Annotated in this window: 16 protein-coding genes and 1 pseudogene; 9 read left to right on the top strand and 8 right to left on the bottom strand. The window is 68.2% G+C overall.

Going from position 1 to position 12594, the window contains the following annotated elements; genetic code table 11:
* Positions 1-10 precede the first annotated feature (10 nt).
* The 4 genes from O3W51_RS36210 to O3W51_RS36195 all read left to right on the top strand — a co-directional run bounded on the left by O3W51_RS36210 (position 11) and on the right by O3W51_RS36195 (position 3348).
* Positions 11-853 (top strand): COG4705 family protein, encoded by an 843-nt coding sequence (locus O3W51_RS36210; RefSeq protein ID WP_198358988.1) that lies wholly within the window; start codon positions 11-13, stop codon positions 851-853.
* Between the two features lie 100 nt (positions 854-953).
* Positions 954-1631, top strand: a complete 678-nt coding sequence (locus O3W51_RS36205) for a response regulator transcription factor (protein ID WP_138352852.1) — start codon at positions 954-956, stop codon at positions 1629-1631.
* A complete protein-coding gene (locus tag O3W51_RS36200) occupies positions 1628-2989 on the top strand; it encodes a sensor histidine kinase (protein ID WP_138352770.1) in 1362 nt (453 codons plus the stop codon). The genes O3W51_RS36205 and O3W51_RS36200 overlap by 4 nt, the downstream gene beginning before the upstream one ends.
* Before the next feature lie 164 nt (positions 2990-3153).
* On the top strand, positions 3154-3348 hold the full coding sequence (locus O3W51_RS36195; protein ID WP_138352771.1) for a hypothetical protein: 195 nt from the start codon (positions 3154-3156) through the stop codon (positions 3346-3348).
* Here the strand turns inward: O3W51_RS36195 and O3W51_RS36190 are convergent.
* Positions 3337-3951 (bottom strand): phosphatase PAP2 family protein, encoded by a 615-nt coding sequence (locus tag O3W51_RS36190; RefSeq protein WP_307811579.1) that lies wholly within the window; start codon positions 3949-3951, stop codon positions 3337-3339. The genes O3W51_RS36195 and O3W51_RS36190 overlap by 12 nt on opposite strands.
* Before the next feature lie 144 nt (positions 3952-4095).
* On the opposite strand from O3W51_RS36190, the gene O3W51_RS36185 reads away from it, so the two are divergent.
* On the top strand, positions 4096-4491 hold the full coding sequence (locus tag O3W51_RS36185) for a BlaI/MecI/CopY family transcriptional regulator (RefSeq protein ID WP_138352772.1): 396 nt from the start codon (positions 4096-4098) through the stop codon (positions 4489-4491).
* Positions 4492-4504: 13 nt separating this feature from the next.
* Positions 4505-5446, top strand: coding sequence for a M56 family metallopeptidase (locus O3W51_RS36180; RefSeq protein WP_138352773.1), 942 nt, complete (start codon positions 4505-4507; stop codon positions 5444-5446).
* A gap of 155 nt (positions 5447-5601) precedes the next feature.
* Here the strand turns inward: O3W51_RS36180 and O3W51_RS36175 are convergent, their stop codons facing one another.
* Genes O3W51_RS36175 through rpmG form a run of 3 tightly spaced genes read right to left on the bottom strand, consistent with a single transcriptional unit; the run spans position 5602 to position 7186 of the window.
* On the bottom strand, positions 5602-6741 hold the full coding sequence (locus tag O3W51_RS36175; protein WP_138352774.1) for a CobW family GTP-binding protein: 1140 nt from the start codon (positions 6739-6741) through the stop codon (positions 5602-5604).
* Positions 6738-6986 (bottom strand): type B 50S ribosomal protein L31, encoded by a 249-nt coding sequence (locus O3W51_RS36170; RefSeq protein ID WP_138352775.1) that lies wholly within the window; start codon positions 6984-6986, stop codon positions 6738-6740. The genes O3W51_RS36175 and O3W51_RS36170 overlap by 4 nt, the downstream gene beginning before the upstream one ends.
* A 35-nt stretch (positions 6987-7021) precedes the next feature.
* On the bottom strand, positions 7022-7186 hold the full coding sequence (gene rpmG / locus O3W51_RS36165; protein WP_138352776.1) for a 50S ribosomal protein L33: 165 nt from the start codon (positions 7184-7186) through the stop codon (positions 7022-7024).
* Between the two features lie 69 nt (positions 7187-7255).
* On the opposite strand from rpmG, the gene rpmB reads away from it, so the two are divergent.
* Positions 7256-7492, top strand: coding sequence for a 50S ribosomal protein L28 (rpmB, locus tag O3W51_RS36160; protein WP_138352777.1), 237 nt, complete (start codon positions 7256-7258; stop codon positions 7490-7492).
* Positions 7492-7797, top strand: coding sequence for a 30S ribosomal protein S14 (gene rpsN, locus O3W51_RS36155; protein ID WP_138352778.1), 306 nt, complete (start codon positions 7492-7494; stop codon positions 7795-7797). The genes rpmB and rpsN overlap by 1 nt, the downstream gene beginning before the upstream one ends.
* A 205-nt stretch (positions 7798-8002) precedes the next feature.
* Here rpsN and O3W51_RS36150 read toward each other — a convergent pair.
* The 4 genes and pseudogenes from O3W51_RS36150 to O3W51_RS36135 form a co-directional block, all read right to left on the bottom strand.
* A pseudogene (locus O3W51_RS36150) lies at positions 8003-8329 on the bottom strand (GTP-binding protein); the annotation flags it as partial.
* A gap of 267 nt (positions 8330-8596) precedes the next feature.
* Positions 8597-9112 carry an RICIN domain-containing protein gene (locus O3W51_RS36145; protein WP_187145112.1) on the bottom strand — a complete coding sequence of 172 codons (516 nt, stop codon included), beginning with the start codon at positions 9110-9112 and terminating at the stop codon, positions 8597-8599.
* 870 nt (positions 9113-9982) lie between these two features.
* Positions 9983-10966, bottom strand: coding sequence for a hypothetical protein (locus tag O3W51_RS36140; RefSeq protein WP_138352781.1), 984 nt, complete (start codon positions 10964-10966; stop codon positions 9983-9985).
* Positions 10967-11096: 130 nt separating this feature from the next.
* Positions 11097-11516 (bottom strand): hypothetical protein, encoded by a 420-nt coding sequence (locus O3W51_RS36135; RefSeq protein ID WP_138352782.1) that lies wholly within the window; start codon positions 11514-11516, stop codon positions 11097-11099.
* Positions 11517-11971: 455 nt separating this feature from the next.
* Here O3W51_RS36135 and O3W51_RS36130 point away from each other — a divergent pair, with 455 nt between their 5' ends.
* A complete protein-coding gene (locus tag O3W51_RS36130; RefSeq protein ID WP_187145114.1) occupies positions 11972-12472 on the top strand; it encodes an RICIN domain-containing protein in 501 nt (166 codons plus the stop codon).
* The last annotated feature ends 122 nt before the right edge of the window (positions 12473-12594 follow it).

The following is a 12594-nucleotide window of genomic DNA, read 5'->3' as shown; positions in this document are numbered from 1 at the left end:
GCCTCGCGCCATGACGATCACGACGGAATGGTCCGGGGCCGCGCCCACGCGCCGCCAGATGTTGAACAAGGTGCCGGAGGTCACGATCTACTTCTGGGTCATCAAAGTGCTCTGCACCACCGTGGGCGAAACGGCAGCGGACTTCCTGAACAGCAATCTCGACCTCGGCCTGACCAACACGACCTACATCATGGCCGGCCTGCTGATCATCACGCTGTTCTTCCAGTTCATGGCGAAGAAGTACCTGCCCGCGGTCTACTGGATGGCGGTCGTTCTGATCAGCGTGGTCGGCACGCTGGTCACCGACAACCTCACGGACAACTTCGGCGTTCCCCTCGCGACCACCGCCGTCCTGTTCGCTATCGCGCTGGCCGCCACCTTCGCGATCTGGTTCGCGAGTGAGAAGACGCTGTCCATCCACAGCATCGTCACGGTCCGGCGCGAGGCCTTCTACTGGGCGGCCATCCTGTTCACGTTCGCCCTGGGTACCGCCGCGGGCGATCTCACCGCGGAGCAGCTGGGCCTGGGCTACTGGGTGTCGACGGTCGTGTTCGGGGCGCTGATCGCTCTTGTCGCACTGGCGCACACCGGCATCAAGCTGAACGCTGTGGTGGCCTTCTGGATCGCCTATATCCTGACCCGCCCCCTCGGCGCCTCACTGGGCGACTACCTCTCGCAGCCCGGTGACGAGGGCGGCCTCGGCCTGGGGACGGTCGGGACCAGCGCGCTCTTCCTCGTGACGATCTCGGCTCTCGTCGCCTTCCTGTCCTTCACCCGTAAGGATCAGACGGATCCCGGAGCCGCCGAACCCGTCGCGCGCGACCTCGTCCGGGGTGCCTCCGAGGGCGGGTGATACTGACCCCGTGGCTGTTCACACCCCTTCCCACCGCGACGCGCCGTCCGAACGCCGGGCCGAGCCGGCCGAAGAACCCGGCGCGCGGTCCGGCCCGGCCGTGCGCAGGACGCGGCCCCTGGTGCTGGTCGTCGAGGACGATCACGCGCTGAGGGACGTGCTGGCCCGAGGCCTCCGCGAGGAGGACTTCGAAGTGGTGACCGCCGCCGACGGCCGCAGCGCACTGCGAACCCTTGCCGCCACCGGCCACGCGGACGCCGTGGTGCTGGATGTCGGCCTGCCGGACTCCGACGGACGCGACGTGTGCCAGGCCATGCGGGCCCGCGGCCTGGTCGCACCGGTGCTGTTCCTGACCGCGCGCGACGGACTGACCGACCGACTGTCGGGCTTCTCCGCGGGAGGCGACGACTACCTCTCCAAGCCGTTCCACATGAGCGAGCTCGCCGCGCGACTGCGGGCGGCCGTGCGGCGCACCGGAAGCGAACGCGTGGTGCACGGCGCCGGGGTCCGACTCGACCCGGCACGGCATCTGCTCGAGGTGCGCGACCGCACCGCATCCCTGACACCCACCGAATTCCGTCTCCTGGCCTGCCTGATGGCCGAGCCCGGCGCGGTGGTGCGACGGCGGACCCTGATCCGCACGGGATGGCCCGACGGCGCCAGCGTCAGCGACAACACGCTCGACCAGTTCCTGGCGCGGCTGCGCCGTAAATTGCGGGAAGTGGACGCGGTCGAGGGCATCGACACCGTCCGCGGAGTCGGATACCGGTTCGCATGAGACGCTTCACGCGCCGCCCGGCCACCTTGCGCGGCCGGCTCGCATTGCTTGCTCTGGCCAGCACCGCCATATGGGTGGCGCTGCTCACAGCCGCGTTCAATGTGGTGCTCGACGCGCGGCTGCGCGCGCAGGCCGATGATCTGCTGCGCACGCGTGCGGCCGCCGTCGCCGCCACCGTCGAAGTGCGGTCCAACGGCTCACTCACCGTCCATGAACCGTCCGACGACCATGTCCTGGACACCGGAATCTGGATCTACCAGGGCCGGCGCGTCGTGGAAGGACCGCCGCCGCCCGGCGGCCCGCAGGCCTGGGCCGACCGGCTCGCCGGCGGGGAAGGGTTCGCGGACGAGTCGTCCGGCTCCGCTCCGTTCCGACTGTACGCACTGCCGATCCGGGACCGGGGTCGCCAGGTGGGCACGGTTGTCGCAGCGGTGGAAGTCACTCCGTACCGGCATACGGCCGAGACCGCGCTCATTGGGTCGATCGGTCTGGCGGTGCTGCTACTCGGGGGTGTCTACCCGGTGACCCGTGCGGTCGTGGCCCGGGCACTACGCCCAGTCGGCGTCATGAGCCGGCAGGCGGCACGGTGGAGCGGGGAGGACGCCGGTCACCGCTTCGGAGCAGAGCGACGCCCGGCGGAACTGGCCGACCTGGCGGGGACACTCGACGCACTCCTGGACCGGCTGGCCGCGGTGCTCCGGCATGAGCAGCAGTTGACCGGTGAGATGTCACACGAGCTGCGCACCCCGCTGGCCGCTCTCACCGCCGAGGTCGAATGGCTGCAAGCCAGGCCGCGCGGCGTCGAGGAGCAGGAGACCGCGCACCGGGCCATCGCGTCCGGGGCAGCCCGCATGCACGGCATCGTCGAAACGCTGCTCACTGAAGCGCGCACCCGCGGCTCCGAGACATCCGGACGGTGTTCATTGCGGGAGACGATCGAGGAAGTTGCGCGCCACAGCGCCGAAGCCCACCCCCAGGATCCACCCGTGGTGGTACGAACCGGAATCGACGGGGAGCAGCCCACTGTGGGCGTCTCCGCTCCGCTCCTGGAACGGATCCTGGTGCCACTGCTGGACAACGCCCGCCGCTACGCGGTGCGGTGCGTAGCGATCGAGTATGCGGCCGTTCCCGGACGGAACGTGGAGGTCACGGTCTCCGACGACGGTCCCGGGATTCCGGCCGGCCTGTGGGGGGCCGTCTTCGAACCGGGATTCAGGGCCGATCCCGCCAGCAGGCACGATGGAGCCGGCTTGGGCCTGCCACTCGCACGCCGCCTGGCGCGAGCGGCAGGTGGTGAGATCACGGTGTCTCCTGCCGATACCGGCGCCCGCTTCGTGGTCTCACTTCCCGCCGGATAGCGTGCGGCTCGGGGCAGCCGAGGGGTGTCAGGGCACTGCCCCTCCTCATACTGGCGCCGGAGTCGACGACTGCGCCGAACCAGGGGGAAGGCCATCCTGGAGGCTTTCGCCCACCACTGCGTGATCAGGCCCGCGCGTGGCGGCACGTTGATCCTCTGTGCCCGATGATGGCTATGCGTGATCCTGTCCACCAGCCCTGCAGGCACGACGATTTCGGCCTGTTCTGGACAGTGTTCGTCCTGACCCGTCCGCTCGGTGCGACTGCGGGTGACTACCTGAGCGAGCTGGAATCCAAAGGCGGCCTCGGGTACGGCACGGTCGGCTCCTCCATCGTCCTTGCGTCGGTCCTATCGGGTTAGTACGGGGCGCAGCCGGCTGGTGCGGAGTCGTTCGACGACCGGGGCGCCGTAGCGGCGGCCGAGGAGGACGGTCGGGGCGGCAATGGCGGTGCCGACCAGGGCGGCGGTGATGACGTCGTGGGGGTAGTGGGCGCCGACGTAGACGCGGGAAGCGGCCATCAGCACGGCGAGGACGAGAGCCAGTGCGCCGAGGCGCCGGTGGATGAGCAGCAGCGCGGTGGCGGCGGCGAAGGCGACGGTGGTGTGGTTGCTGGGGAAGGCGTAGTCGTTCAGCGGTGGGCAGGCTTCGACGAGGAAGTCGTGCGGCAGGGCGCGGCAGGGGCGCGGTTCGACGAAGACTTCCTTGATGCCGGAGTTGACGACGTAGGCGAGGACGACGGCGATGCCGCCCGCCAGCGACGCGGCCATCGCGGCGGCATCGGCACGGCGGGCCATCCACCAACCGGCGAGCAGGGCCACGACGAACAGCGCCGCTCCGTAGCTGGTGAAGGCCAGCATCGGGGCGTTGAGCCAGTGGGTGTCGCGGGCGAAGTCGGTGACGGTGGTGTACCAGCCGCCGTCGATGGCTGCGCCGTCCAGGGCCTGGAACGAGGTTGCGGTCACGAGGATGCCTTTGCAGGGGGAGGCGGGCGCCGGGGCTGCTCGCCAGGCGCGGGAGGGCATGGCACACTCGGGGGCGCCAGCAGCTTCTACAGTCACGTAGACGTTCTACGCGACTGTAGATGATGAACGGAAGGTAGCCAAATCATGAATGACGACGGCGCGGCGACCCCGGCAGCCGGACGGCGCCCCAACGGCGCTCTGGAGGCCGAGGTGCTGGCGATCCTGCAGGCCGCCGAGGAGGCGCTGACCCCCGCGCAGGCGGCTGAGCGCCTCGGCGGCGGACTGTCGTACAGCACGGTGGTGACGATCCTCTCCCGGCTGCACGCCAAGGGCGTCCTGGAGCGCGCCCCTCGCGGCCGGGCCTACGCCTACGCCCCCGTGACCGATGCACCGGGCCTGGCCGCACGCCAGATGCACAAGGTCCTGGGGAGCAAACCGGATCGAGAGAAGGTCCTGACCCGGTTCGTCGACGATCTGTCCGCCGACGACGAGCAGTTGCTGCGCCGCTTGCTCGGCGCCGAACTCGACCCCGGCCAGTAGGGACCGCCCCCGGATGCGCCTCGCCGTCTATCTGCCGCTGCTCTTCCCTGCCTTGGCCGCACTCGCTGTCCGGCCGCTGACGGAGCGGCTGGAACCGCGACTGGCCACCTGGATCCTCGCCGTCGGAGCGGTCGTCCTGGCCCTCGGCAGCACCACGGTCCTCGGGCTGCTCGTACTGGCCGCAGTGGTCCGGATCCCGCCTGTCGCCGCCTTGGGCGGGTACTCGCTCCAGGTGATGCAACGCCACGATCCCACCACCCGGGCGGTTGGGCTGCTCGCCGCCGTACTCCTCGGCGCCGCGGCGACGGCTGCGACCCGCATGGTGTGGCGGCGCGTGCGGGCATTGTTCAACGCGGCCCTGGAAGCAGCCTGCTTTCCCGGCACGAACCGATTGGTCGTCCTCGACGAACCGGCCGCCGACGCCTTCGCCATGCCCGGGCTGCCCGGCCGCATCGTTGTTTCCACCGGCATGCTCACCGCCTTGGACGACGGCGAGCGCGCAGTCCTGCTCGCCCACGAATGCGCCCATCTACGCGGCCACCACTACCTGTTCACCGCCGCCGTTCAGTTGGCAGCCGCAGCCAATCCACTGCTGCGCCCGGCAGCCACGGCTGTGACCTACACGGTGGAGCGGTGGGCCGACGAACACGCCGCCAGGGTGATCGGCGACCGCCGTCGCGTCGCCCGCACCGTGGGTAAGGCAGCCCTGGCAGCCCGGAGCGGTGCGAGCCGCAGCCGCTTGCCGGGCGCGGCGCTGGGACTGCTCGGCCGGGACCGCAAGCGGACCGCCGCTGGACCGGTGCCCCGCCGCGTTGCCGCCCTGCTCGCCCCTGCCCCGCGCAATCGGGCTGTGGTGCTGCTGGGCGTTGTGGCGGTGCTGGCGGCAACGGCGTTGTGCACGCTGGAGGCGGCCCAGGATCTGCACGAATTGCTGGAACTGGCCAAGGGCGGTTGACCCGGGGCCGGGAATCCGGTCAACGGCATCAAGAACGCAGACCGCTCCGGTCCAGTGGATTGGGGCTGGTCTTCAGCGGCTTGTGGGCGGCCTGGCGGCGGGCCATGTGGATTCCTTGGAGGTCGTCGGTGTCCGGGGTTGTCGATGCCGGGTGTTCAGGAGGCGGGGTCGAGGAGGGAGTCGAAGGCGGTGGGGAGTGTCTTCCACGCCTCGGGTCCTGAGGCGTATTCGGCGTCGGTGAGCAGGCAGAACTCCAGGAGTTGTTCCAGGCCGTGCCGGTCGAGGCCGGGGGAGGTGAAGACGAGGTGCTGGCAGCAGTCACCGTGTTCCGGGTGCCAGTCGAGTGAGGCGGCCGCTCTGCGCATCGGCGGCACCATCTCCCAGGCGGCATCCGGGAGAGCGGCCAGCCAGGGTCCGACGCTTTCCACGGATAGTGCGCCGCCTGCGGCGTCCCAGGCCAGCAGGGTGTTCGGGCGGTCAGCGAGCCAGAAGCGGCCCCTGCTGCGGGCGGCGGCGCAGCAGAGGTCCTCCAGTGCCTGGTGGAGCCGTTCGGGGTGGAAGGGCCGGCGGCGGTGCCAGACGAAGGTGCTGACTCCTGCCTCCTCCGCTTCCTGGGGCAGTAGGGCGCAGGCGGGATGTTGGGCGGCGGCCGCGGTTTCCACGTCGAAGCCGGCGAAGGCCAGCTGGGCCAGTTCCCCGGATCCGGCGGGCACCTGGCGGGCGGTCGGATGGAGTTGGGCGAGGACGGCGCGGTCCTCGTCGTCTGCTGCTGCGCCGTCGACGAGGGCGAGGACGGGTGCGTACTCCAGCTGCCGTGCCCAGGTGTCTCCGACGGTCCGCTGGTCGGTCGGGGCCGCGGCCAGGCCCACCTCGGCCAGGTCGTCGCCGTTGACGAGGTAGGACAGCACGAGCGCGGGGTCGACCGCGGTGATCACGCCGGTGAGGTCGAGTACGTCACTGCCGTGTGCGACGACCTCGGCCATGGCCTGGGGCTCGACGGAGTCCCACAGCTCGACGATGGCCAGCCGGGTCATGCTGCTGTCGGCCAGCCGTTCCAGCTCGGGCAGCAGGTCTTCGCGCAGCGCGCAGCAGGCGCAGTCGTTGACCAGCGGGGTCTCGTCCCGGGACAGTTCGCCCGAAGCGTCACGCATCAGGCGCCGGACCGTGCCCGTGGCCGCTGTGGCCAGGTCGTGGTGGAGTGCGACGCTGCCCGGCACGGTGTGCAGCAGGCGGTCCACGACCTGCCTGCGGGCGTCGGCGTGGAGCCCTCCGACGATGACGACCGGCAGGGTCATGACGTCCTCCCGTAACGGCGCTCGAAGCGCTCGACGCGGCCGGCGGTGTCCAGGACGCGGGCGGTACCGGTGTAGAAGGGGTGACTCCGCGAGGAGATCTCGACGTCGACGACGGGATAGGTGTTGCCGTCCTCCCAGTCGACCGTCTTGTCCCTGGTGGCGGTGGAGCGGGTGGGGAAGGCGAAATTCGCGGCCTTGTCGCGGAAGACGACGGGGCCGTAGGCGGGGTGGATTCCGGGCTTCATGGAGGTGTCCTTCGAGCTGCGGTGGCGGTGGTGGGTCAGCGTTCTTCGCGGAAGTCGACGTGCCGGCGCACCACCGGATCGAACTTGCGCAGCACCAGGCGGTCCGGGTCGTTCCGGCGGTTCTTGCGGGTGACGTACGTGTAGCCGGTGTCGGCGGTGGAGCGGAGCTTGATGATCGGGCGTACCTCGTTGCGTGCCATGCCGCTACTATACGGGAATGGGAATCGTTTTCAATAAACGATTCGGTTCAGAGAGAGGCAGGTCGCACCTTGTCCGCCCACTGCCAACTGACCGGGGCCCAGCCGGGCTTCGGCAACACCATCTCCCACTCGCACCGGCGCACCTCCCGCCGCTTCGACCCCAACATCCAGCGCAAGCGATACTGGCTGCCCGGCGAGGGCCGGTATGTCCGCCTGACCTTGAGCGCGAGGGCGATCAAGACCGTCGACGTGATCGGCGTTGAGGCTGCCGTTGCCCGGATCCGCGCCCGAGGGGTGAAGGTCTGATGGCGAAGAAGAGCAAGATCGCACAGAACGAGAAGCGCAAGGCGATCGTCGAGCGGTACGCGGCCCGGCGTGCCGAGCTGAAGGAGGTCGTGCGGCGTCCGTCCTCCACACAGGCCGAGCGCCATGCCGCTTCGGCAGAGCTGCGCAACCAGCCCCCTAATGCCAGCGCGACCCGTGTACGGAACCGGGACAGCGTGGACGGCCGGCCGCGTGGGCATCTACGGAAGTTCGGGCTCTCCCGGATCCGCATGTGTGAGCAGGCGCACGATGGTCACCTCCCGGGAGTCACCAAGTCGTCCTGGTAGGGCCTGAATCCTTGGCGAGCGCGCGTGGCCCCACGTCCCCGGTGGGGCGTGGGGCCACGCGCGGTCCGGGCTTGCTGTACGCCTCGGATTGACCGCGACGAAAGCGACAAGGCGAAGGCCCGGCAGAGTGCCGGGCCGGGAAGGACGGATATCGATACCGGGCTGGGCAGTGCCGTGGCTGCGACCACTGCCCAGCCCGGAGTCTTCAGGTCTGCGGCACCGGCTCCAGGTGCTCGTCCTCGCAGGTCTCTTCAATACCGAAGGTGTCCCAGGCAGGGAACGGGTCGCCCGGCGGCAGCGTCTCTCCGTCGGCCATCAGGCAGTCGGCCACGGCTGCTTGCAGGGCTTCGACGCGCAGCCCGGTGCCGATGAAGACCAGCCCCTGGCCCTGGGTGGTCTCCGCGTCGCGGGCGCCGGAGCGCTCAAAGCGGGCCACTGACCCAGCCTGTGACCACGGGCCCGTCACGTGAGGGCGGGTGGCCAGCCAGAAGAAGCCCTTGGAGCGCAGGACCTATCCGTAGGTTCCGCTGTCTGCAGGAGCTCAGACGGCTCGGGCATCACAAAGAGGTCACCGTGCGGCGGGCCGGGCACTGGACGGCGGGCGGTACCGAGATGGGACGCCGCCCGCCGACGCGGCTCGTGGCCCCACCGCACCGCATGCGCCCGGAGCGGGCCGTTAGACAAACGGCCCGGCATCACCCAATCGTGTGGCGTCCCACGTGAGTTAAGGGCACGGTGGGGCCTATCGATGTGGCCGCACCGCATCGCGCGCGGCCACATCGTCAACTGCACCAGGGGTCTAGTAGTACATGCCCCAGTTCTGCGTGGCCGGCACGTTGCTGGCACAAGACCAAAGGGTCATGTACGTGCCGTTGGAAGTGCCATTGCCGTATCCGGTAATGCACTTGTTCCCGTAGGTGGTAAAAGTGTTCGTCCGCAGGTCGACCCTGTCACCAACGCTGAAGGTCTGAGCCGCGTTGCGGTAGCTGCCGCAATCCCACAAGGTCAGCACGGCACCATTCGTGGCATACGCATTGCCCCGGGGCGTCACGCACTTGCCGCTGGACAGGTTCCTGATGAACCCGTCCTCGACGTACCACTTCTGGATGTCGCTGCCCGTGCAGTCCCAGAACGTGAGAGCGGTTCCATTAGCGGTGCTATTGCCCTCTGGAGTGGCGCACTTGACACCGCCGCCTGGGTAGTTGATGAGATAGCCCGTGGCAGATATGTACGCTTGCGCAGAGGTCGCGTTGACCATCATGCATGCGAAAAGCATCGCGGCCAATGTCGCGAGAGTTTTGGTCGTGTTCTTCACTGAAAATCCTTCGAAGTCTTGATTTCTACAGAGGATGCAAGCGGAGAAGGCGCACTCAGGTAGGTAGCAGGCATACGAATGCAGGACAGGCGTGGGCCCGTCCTGGTCGCACCGACCTAACTCGCGTGACTCGGCACCGACGCTCCGAAGAGCCGCCTCCGGCTCCACCCCGAGCCGCTGAACACGGCAGAGACCGTGAAGCATTTCCCCGTTTGGTGACATCCCCCGATGTGCTGCCGCCCCATTGCATGAAGCGCCGGGCGGCTCTCGATTTGACAGAGGCTAGGGTGCCTGATCAAGGCCTACGCGTCAAATGATGGCTTGCCGTGGAGCGCCAGCAGTCCCACCCGCTAAGCGAGTTACCCGCTTCAAACACGGCGGCCACCCACTCCGCTTGGCCGACTTGACGGTATCGCTGGGAGCGCTGTGACAAGCCTGTGTCGATGTACCTGGAACCCCACTTTGCGAGGGTTCCAGGGTCCAAAAGGCGGATTTCGGGGTCGGGGCCGCCTCACGAGGGCCGATCGCGGCCGTCCAGTAGACGATCGACCCGGCCGGTGGCCCGCTGCGCCTCCTCGTCCGCCGCGCGACGCACCTCAACGGCCTGCTGAACGGCCGCGAGCCCGGCAGTAATTTCCACGGCCCCAACTGCCCTGGGCCTGGGCCTTGTCAACGTCACCAGACGCACCCCTTCCGCCCGCACTCGAGACGATTCGTGCGATGACCGCCAGCCTCAGGCACCGGCTTCGCCACGAAGCATCCAACGGTCACTGCGGTGGCTGCCCAGATGAGCGCAGTGTTCGATGCTGCCGACCACCCGACCGGCAACATGCACCTGCGAAAGAAGTAGCGAACCTTTCGTGATCGCTCTCAACGTTCCTGCCGCAACGGATCTCCGTTCAGCGCCGCGGTGGCGGCCTTCACCTGGGCCTGCAGGGCGGTCTTGATCTGTGCCATAGCGGCGGCGTTCTCGGCGATCGCCTGCTTCTGGTAGGCGAAGTCGACGATGTACCAGACGCCGACCAGGTTCGCCTTGTGCCGACACTTCGCGTCGGCCGTTGCCACCTGGATCTCATGCGGCGTGGGCATGGGGGTGTCCGACCACTTCTTGTCGCCCATCGCGGCCACGGGGTCCGGGTAGCTGAAGCCGCTTCCCTTCATGCACTGCGACCATTGAGCGAAAACCGTCCGGGTCCGGACGTCGTGCTGGGAGTTCAGCAGCGTGCCGAACTTGAGGTCCTCCGCGAGCTGCGCATCGCCCACTCTGCCGTCCACGGCGCCGGTCAGTTCCTTGACGGTCTCCCCGACGCAGCCGTGGTTCGGCACGGTCCGGCCGTTGATGACCTGCCCGCCGGGACCGAACTTCTGCGTCATGTCGGACGAACCCCGCAGAGCGGCCGTCATCTGCTGGCTGAGCTGCGGCCTGGGGGGCGCCGAGCTCGTGCCCACGTCGCCGCCCTCCAAGTGATAGCCCCACTTCGCCATCACGGTGGCGTTCTGCGGCCCGTAACGGCCGTCCCTTCGGGTGGTCGGGGCATCGCTACCGCGCCTCGGCTGAAGCGGTGCCGAGTGCGGGTAACTGAATCCGAAGCGTGCCATACACCTCGCGCCAAGCCGTGCCTGCGCCTTCTCGACCGTGAACATCTGCTCCGGATTGAACAGATAGGAGTCCAGGGGCAGCGGCAGATTGTTTGCCGAATCCAGCACGGGCGTGGCGGACACCGGGGGCGGAACCACGACCCGGGTCGGTGCGTCGGTGCCGCGCTCCGAGTCCGCGACGGCGCCCGTGCAGCCGACCAGCAGCAGCGGCAGGGCGACAAGGAGGACGGTGGAGCGACGCGGGCGGCTGAGCACAGGCGTGATCTCTCTCGGTTCGGCGAGACAGGCAGGTGTGGATGGCGGAAGCAGGTTGGGCTGCAGTGATCTCCGGCCAGTGCGAATGGTCGGAGATCACTGTCGCTTCTCAGACGGGGGCAGCTCCGGCTCAGCCGAAGAAGCCGGCCGCGTTGTTGTTCTTCATCTGCGCGTTGAGGTCCCTGAATCCGTAGTCCGGGATGGTCTGGCAGGCATAGCTGCAGTTGCGGTCGCCGCTGCTGTAATAAACGGTGAAGGCGCCGGCGTACCAGCTGTCGACCGACGCGGCGTGGTTCTTGACGGAGACGCCGGCACCATTGGTTCCGTAGGCGCTCTCGCCGAACTGGTAGCCCGCGTAGTTCGATATGTTCGACGACTGGTGGAAGACGGCCCCGTAGCCGTTGCTGCTGGAGTTGAAGTACAGGCAGACGTAAGGGCCCCCCTGGCAGTCGGCCAGGGTGGAGGCCGAGGCCATGCCGGTGGTCGCCAGGCCCGCGGTCAGAACGGTGCCGGCCAGGGCGGCGGCGGCGAGGATCTTCCGTATGCGCATTGTCGTGCCTTTCCTGACGCCGGCACATCCGGCGTCGTGGATCATGCTAGGGCGTATCGGGAGTTGTGATCGTCATCCTTCGACCGTGGACCGGCTAAGCCCCCTGACCGGTTCGCGAGTTGCGGTGTTGGGTGGTGGTGCCCGCATTCCCTTTGGGTCATGGGCTCATGGTCGGCCGCGGGGGCGACTTCGCGGTGTGCCGACACCATCCGTGGCAGGACCACGGCGTACGGGCCGTGGGGAGCCGGCTCCCCAGGAAAAGATCTTGCAAAATTCTGCAGCACGACTGTAGCTTGGCCCAGCTCACCCTCGCGTGCGGTTGCACGCGTCCCCTGCAGAGCCGGGGACGCGAAGCAGGGGAACACCATTCCAGTACCGGTGCAGCCGGGCCGGGCGTGCGGGGACAGACCGCAGGCACTGCCTTCCTGTGCCGGTTTCTCATGAACGAGGAACGTATGCGCAAGATTGCTTCGCTTCTGACCATAGCCCTGGCCCTGTGCGGTCTTTCCGCCCTTTCCGCCGCCCCCGCCAGTGCCTCCGTCAGCCACTGGGGCGTCGTTTCCAACGACTGGTCAGTCATCACCGACTGCATGACCCCGGAAGGCAACGGGACGTCCAACGGCACCAAGATCACCACCTGGGACTGCACGGGCAGCAACCTGCAGCAGTGGGGCTGGGACCGTAACCACTTGGTGCACAAGGTCAGTGGCAAGTGCCTCACCCCCTCGGGCAATGGAAGCGGTGTCAATGGTGCCGTCCTGACTCTGTGGACCTGCGACTACTCCTACGGATCTCCGCAGGAGTTCTCCTCCACCAAGGACCACACCTTCACCCTCTTCGGTGGCAAGTGCATCACCAACTACGGTGGCAACATGGCCAGCGGAACGTGGCTCACCCTGTGGTCCTGCGCCCCGGATCTGCCCCGCGAGCAGAACTGGAGCGGCTACTACATCTAGGGCGTGTGTGGGGTTGTGATCAAGGCTGTGATTCGAGGTGTCGGATCCAGAGGAGGCCGGCACATAATTCGAGTCCGGCCTGGTAGCTTTCGGGTTTTTTGTCGTAGCGGACGGCGAGGCCG

This window comes from Streptomyces sp. H39-C1, from assembly GCF_027158125.1.
GTDB classification, from domain to species: Bacteria; Actinomycetota; Actinomycetes; order Streptomycetales; family Streptomycetaceae; genus Actinacidiphila; species Actinacidiphila fildesensis.
This window is presented reverse-complemented; position numbering and strand designations above follow the sequence as displayed.

Bases quoted from the DNA above. Each gene is read 5' to 3' on its own strand.
- O3W51_RS36130 (WP_187145114.1), top strand. From the start codon at position 11,972: ATGCGCAAGATTGCTTCGCTTCTGACCATAGCCCTGGCCCTGTGCGGT.
- rpmG (WP_138352776.1), bottom strand. From the start codon at position 7,186: ATGGCACGCAACGAGGTACGCCCGATCATCAAGCTCCGCTCCACCGCC.
- O3W51_RS36180 (WP_138352773.1), top strand. From the start codon at position 4,505: ATGCGCCTCGCCGTCTATCTGCCGCTGCTCTTCCCTGCCTTGGCCGCA.
- O3W51_RS36135 (WP_138352782.1), bottom strand. From the start codon at position 11,516: ATGCGCATACGGAAGATCCTCGCCGCCGCCGCCCTGGCCGGCACCGTT.
- O3W51_RS36170 (WP_138352775.1), bottom strand. From the start codon at position 6,986: ATGAAGCCCGGAATCCACCCCGCCTACGGCCCCGTCGTCTTCCGCGAC.
- O3W51_RS36185 (WP_138352772.1), top strand. From the start codon at position 4,096: ATGAATGACGACGGCGCGGCGACCCCGGCAGCCGGACGGCGCCCCAAC.
- O3W51_RS36210 (WP_198358988.1), top strand. From the start codon at position 11: ATGACGATCACGACGGAATGGTCCGGGGCCGCGCCCACGCGCCGCCAG.
- O3W51_RS36175 (WP_138352774.1), bottom strand. From the start codon at position 6,741: ATGACCCTGCCGGTCGTCATCGTCGGAGGGCTCCACGCCGACGCCCGC.
- O3W51_RS36195 (WP_138352771.1), top strand. From the start codon at position 3,154: ATGATGGCTATGCGTGATCCTGTCCACCAGCCCTGCAGGCACGACGAT.
- rpsN (WP_138352778.1), top strand. From the start codon at position 7,492: ATGGCGAAGAAGAGCAAGATCGCACAGAACGAGAAGCGCAAGGCGATC.
- O3W51_RS36200 (WP_138352770.1), top strand. From the start codon at position 1,628: ATGAGACGCTTCACGCGCCGCCCGGCCACCTTGCGCGGCCGGCTCGCA.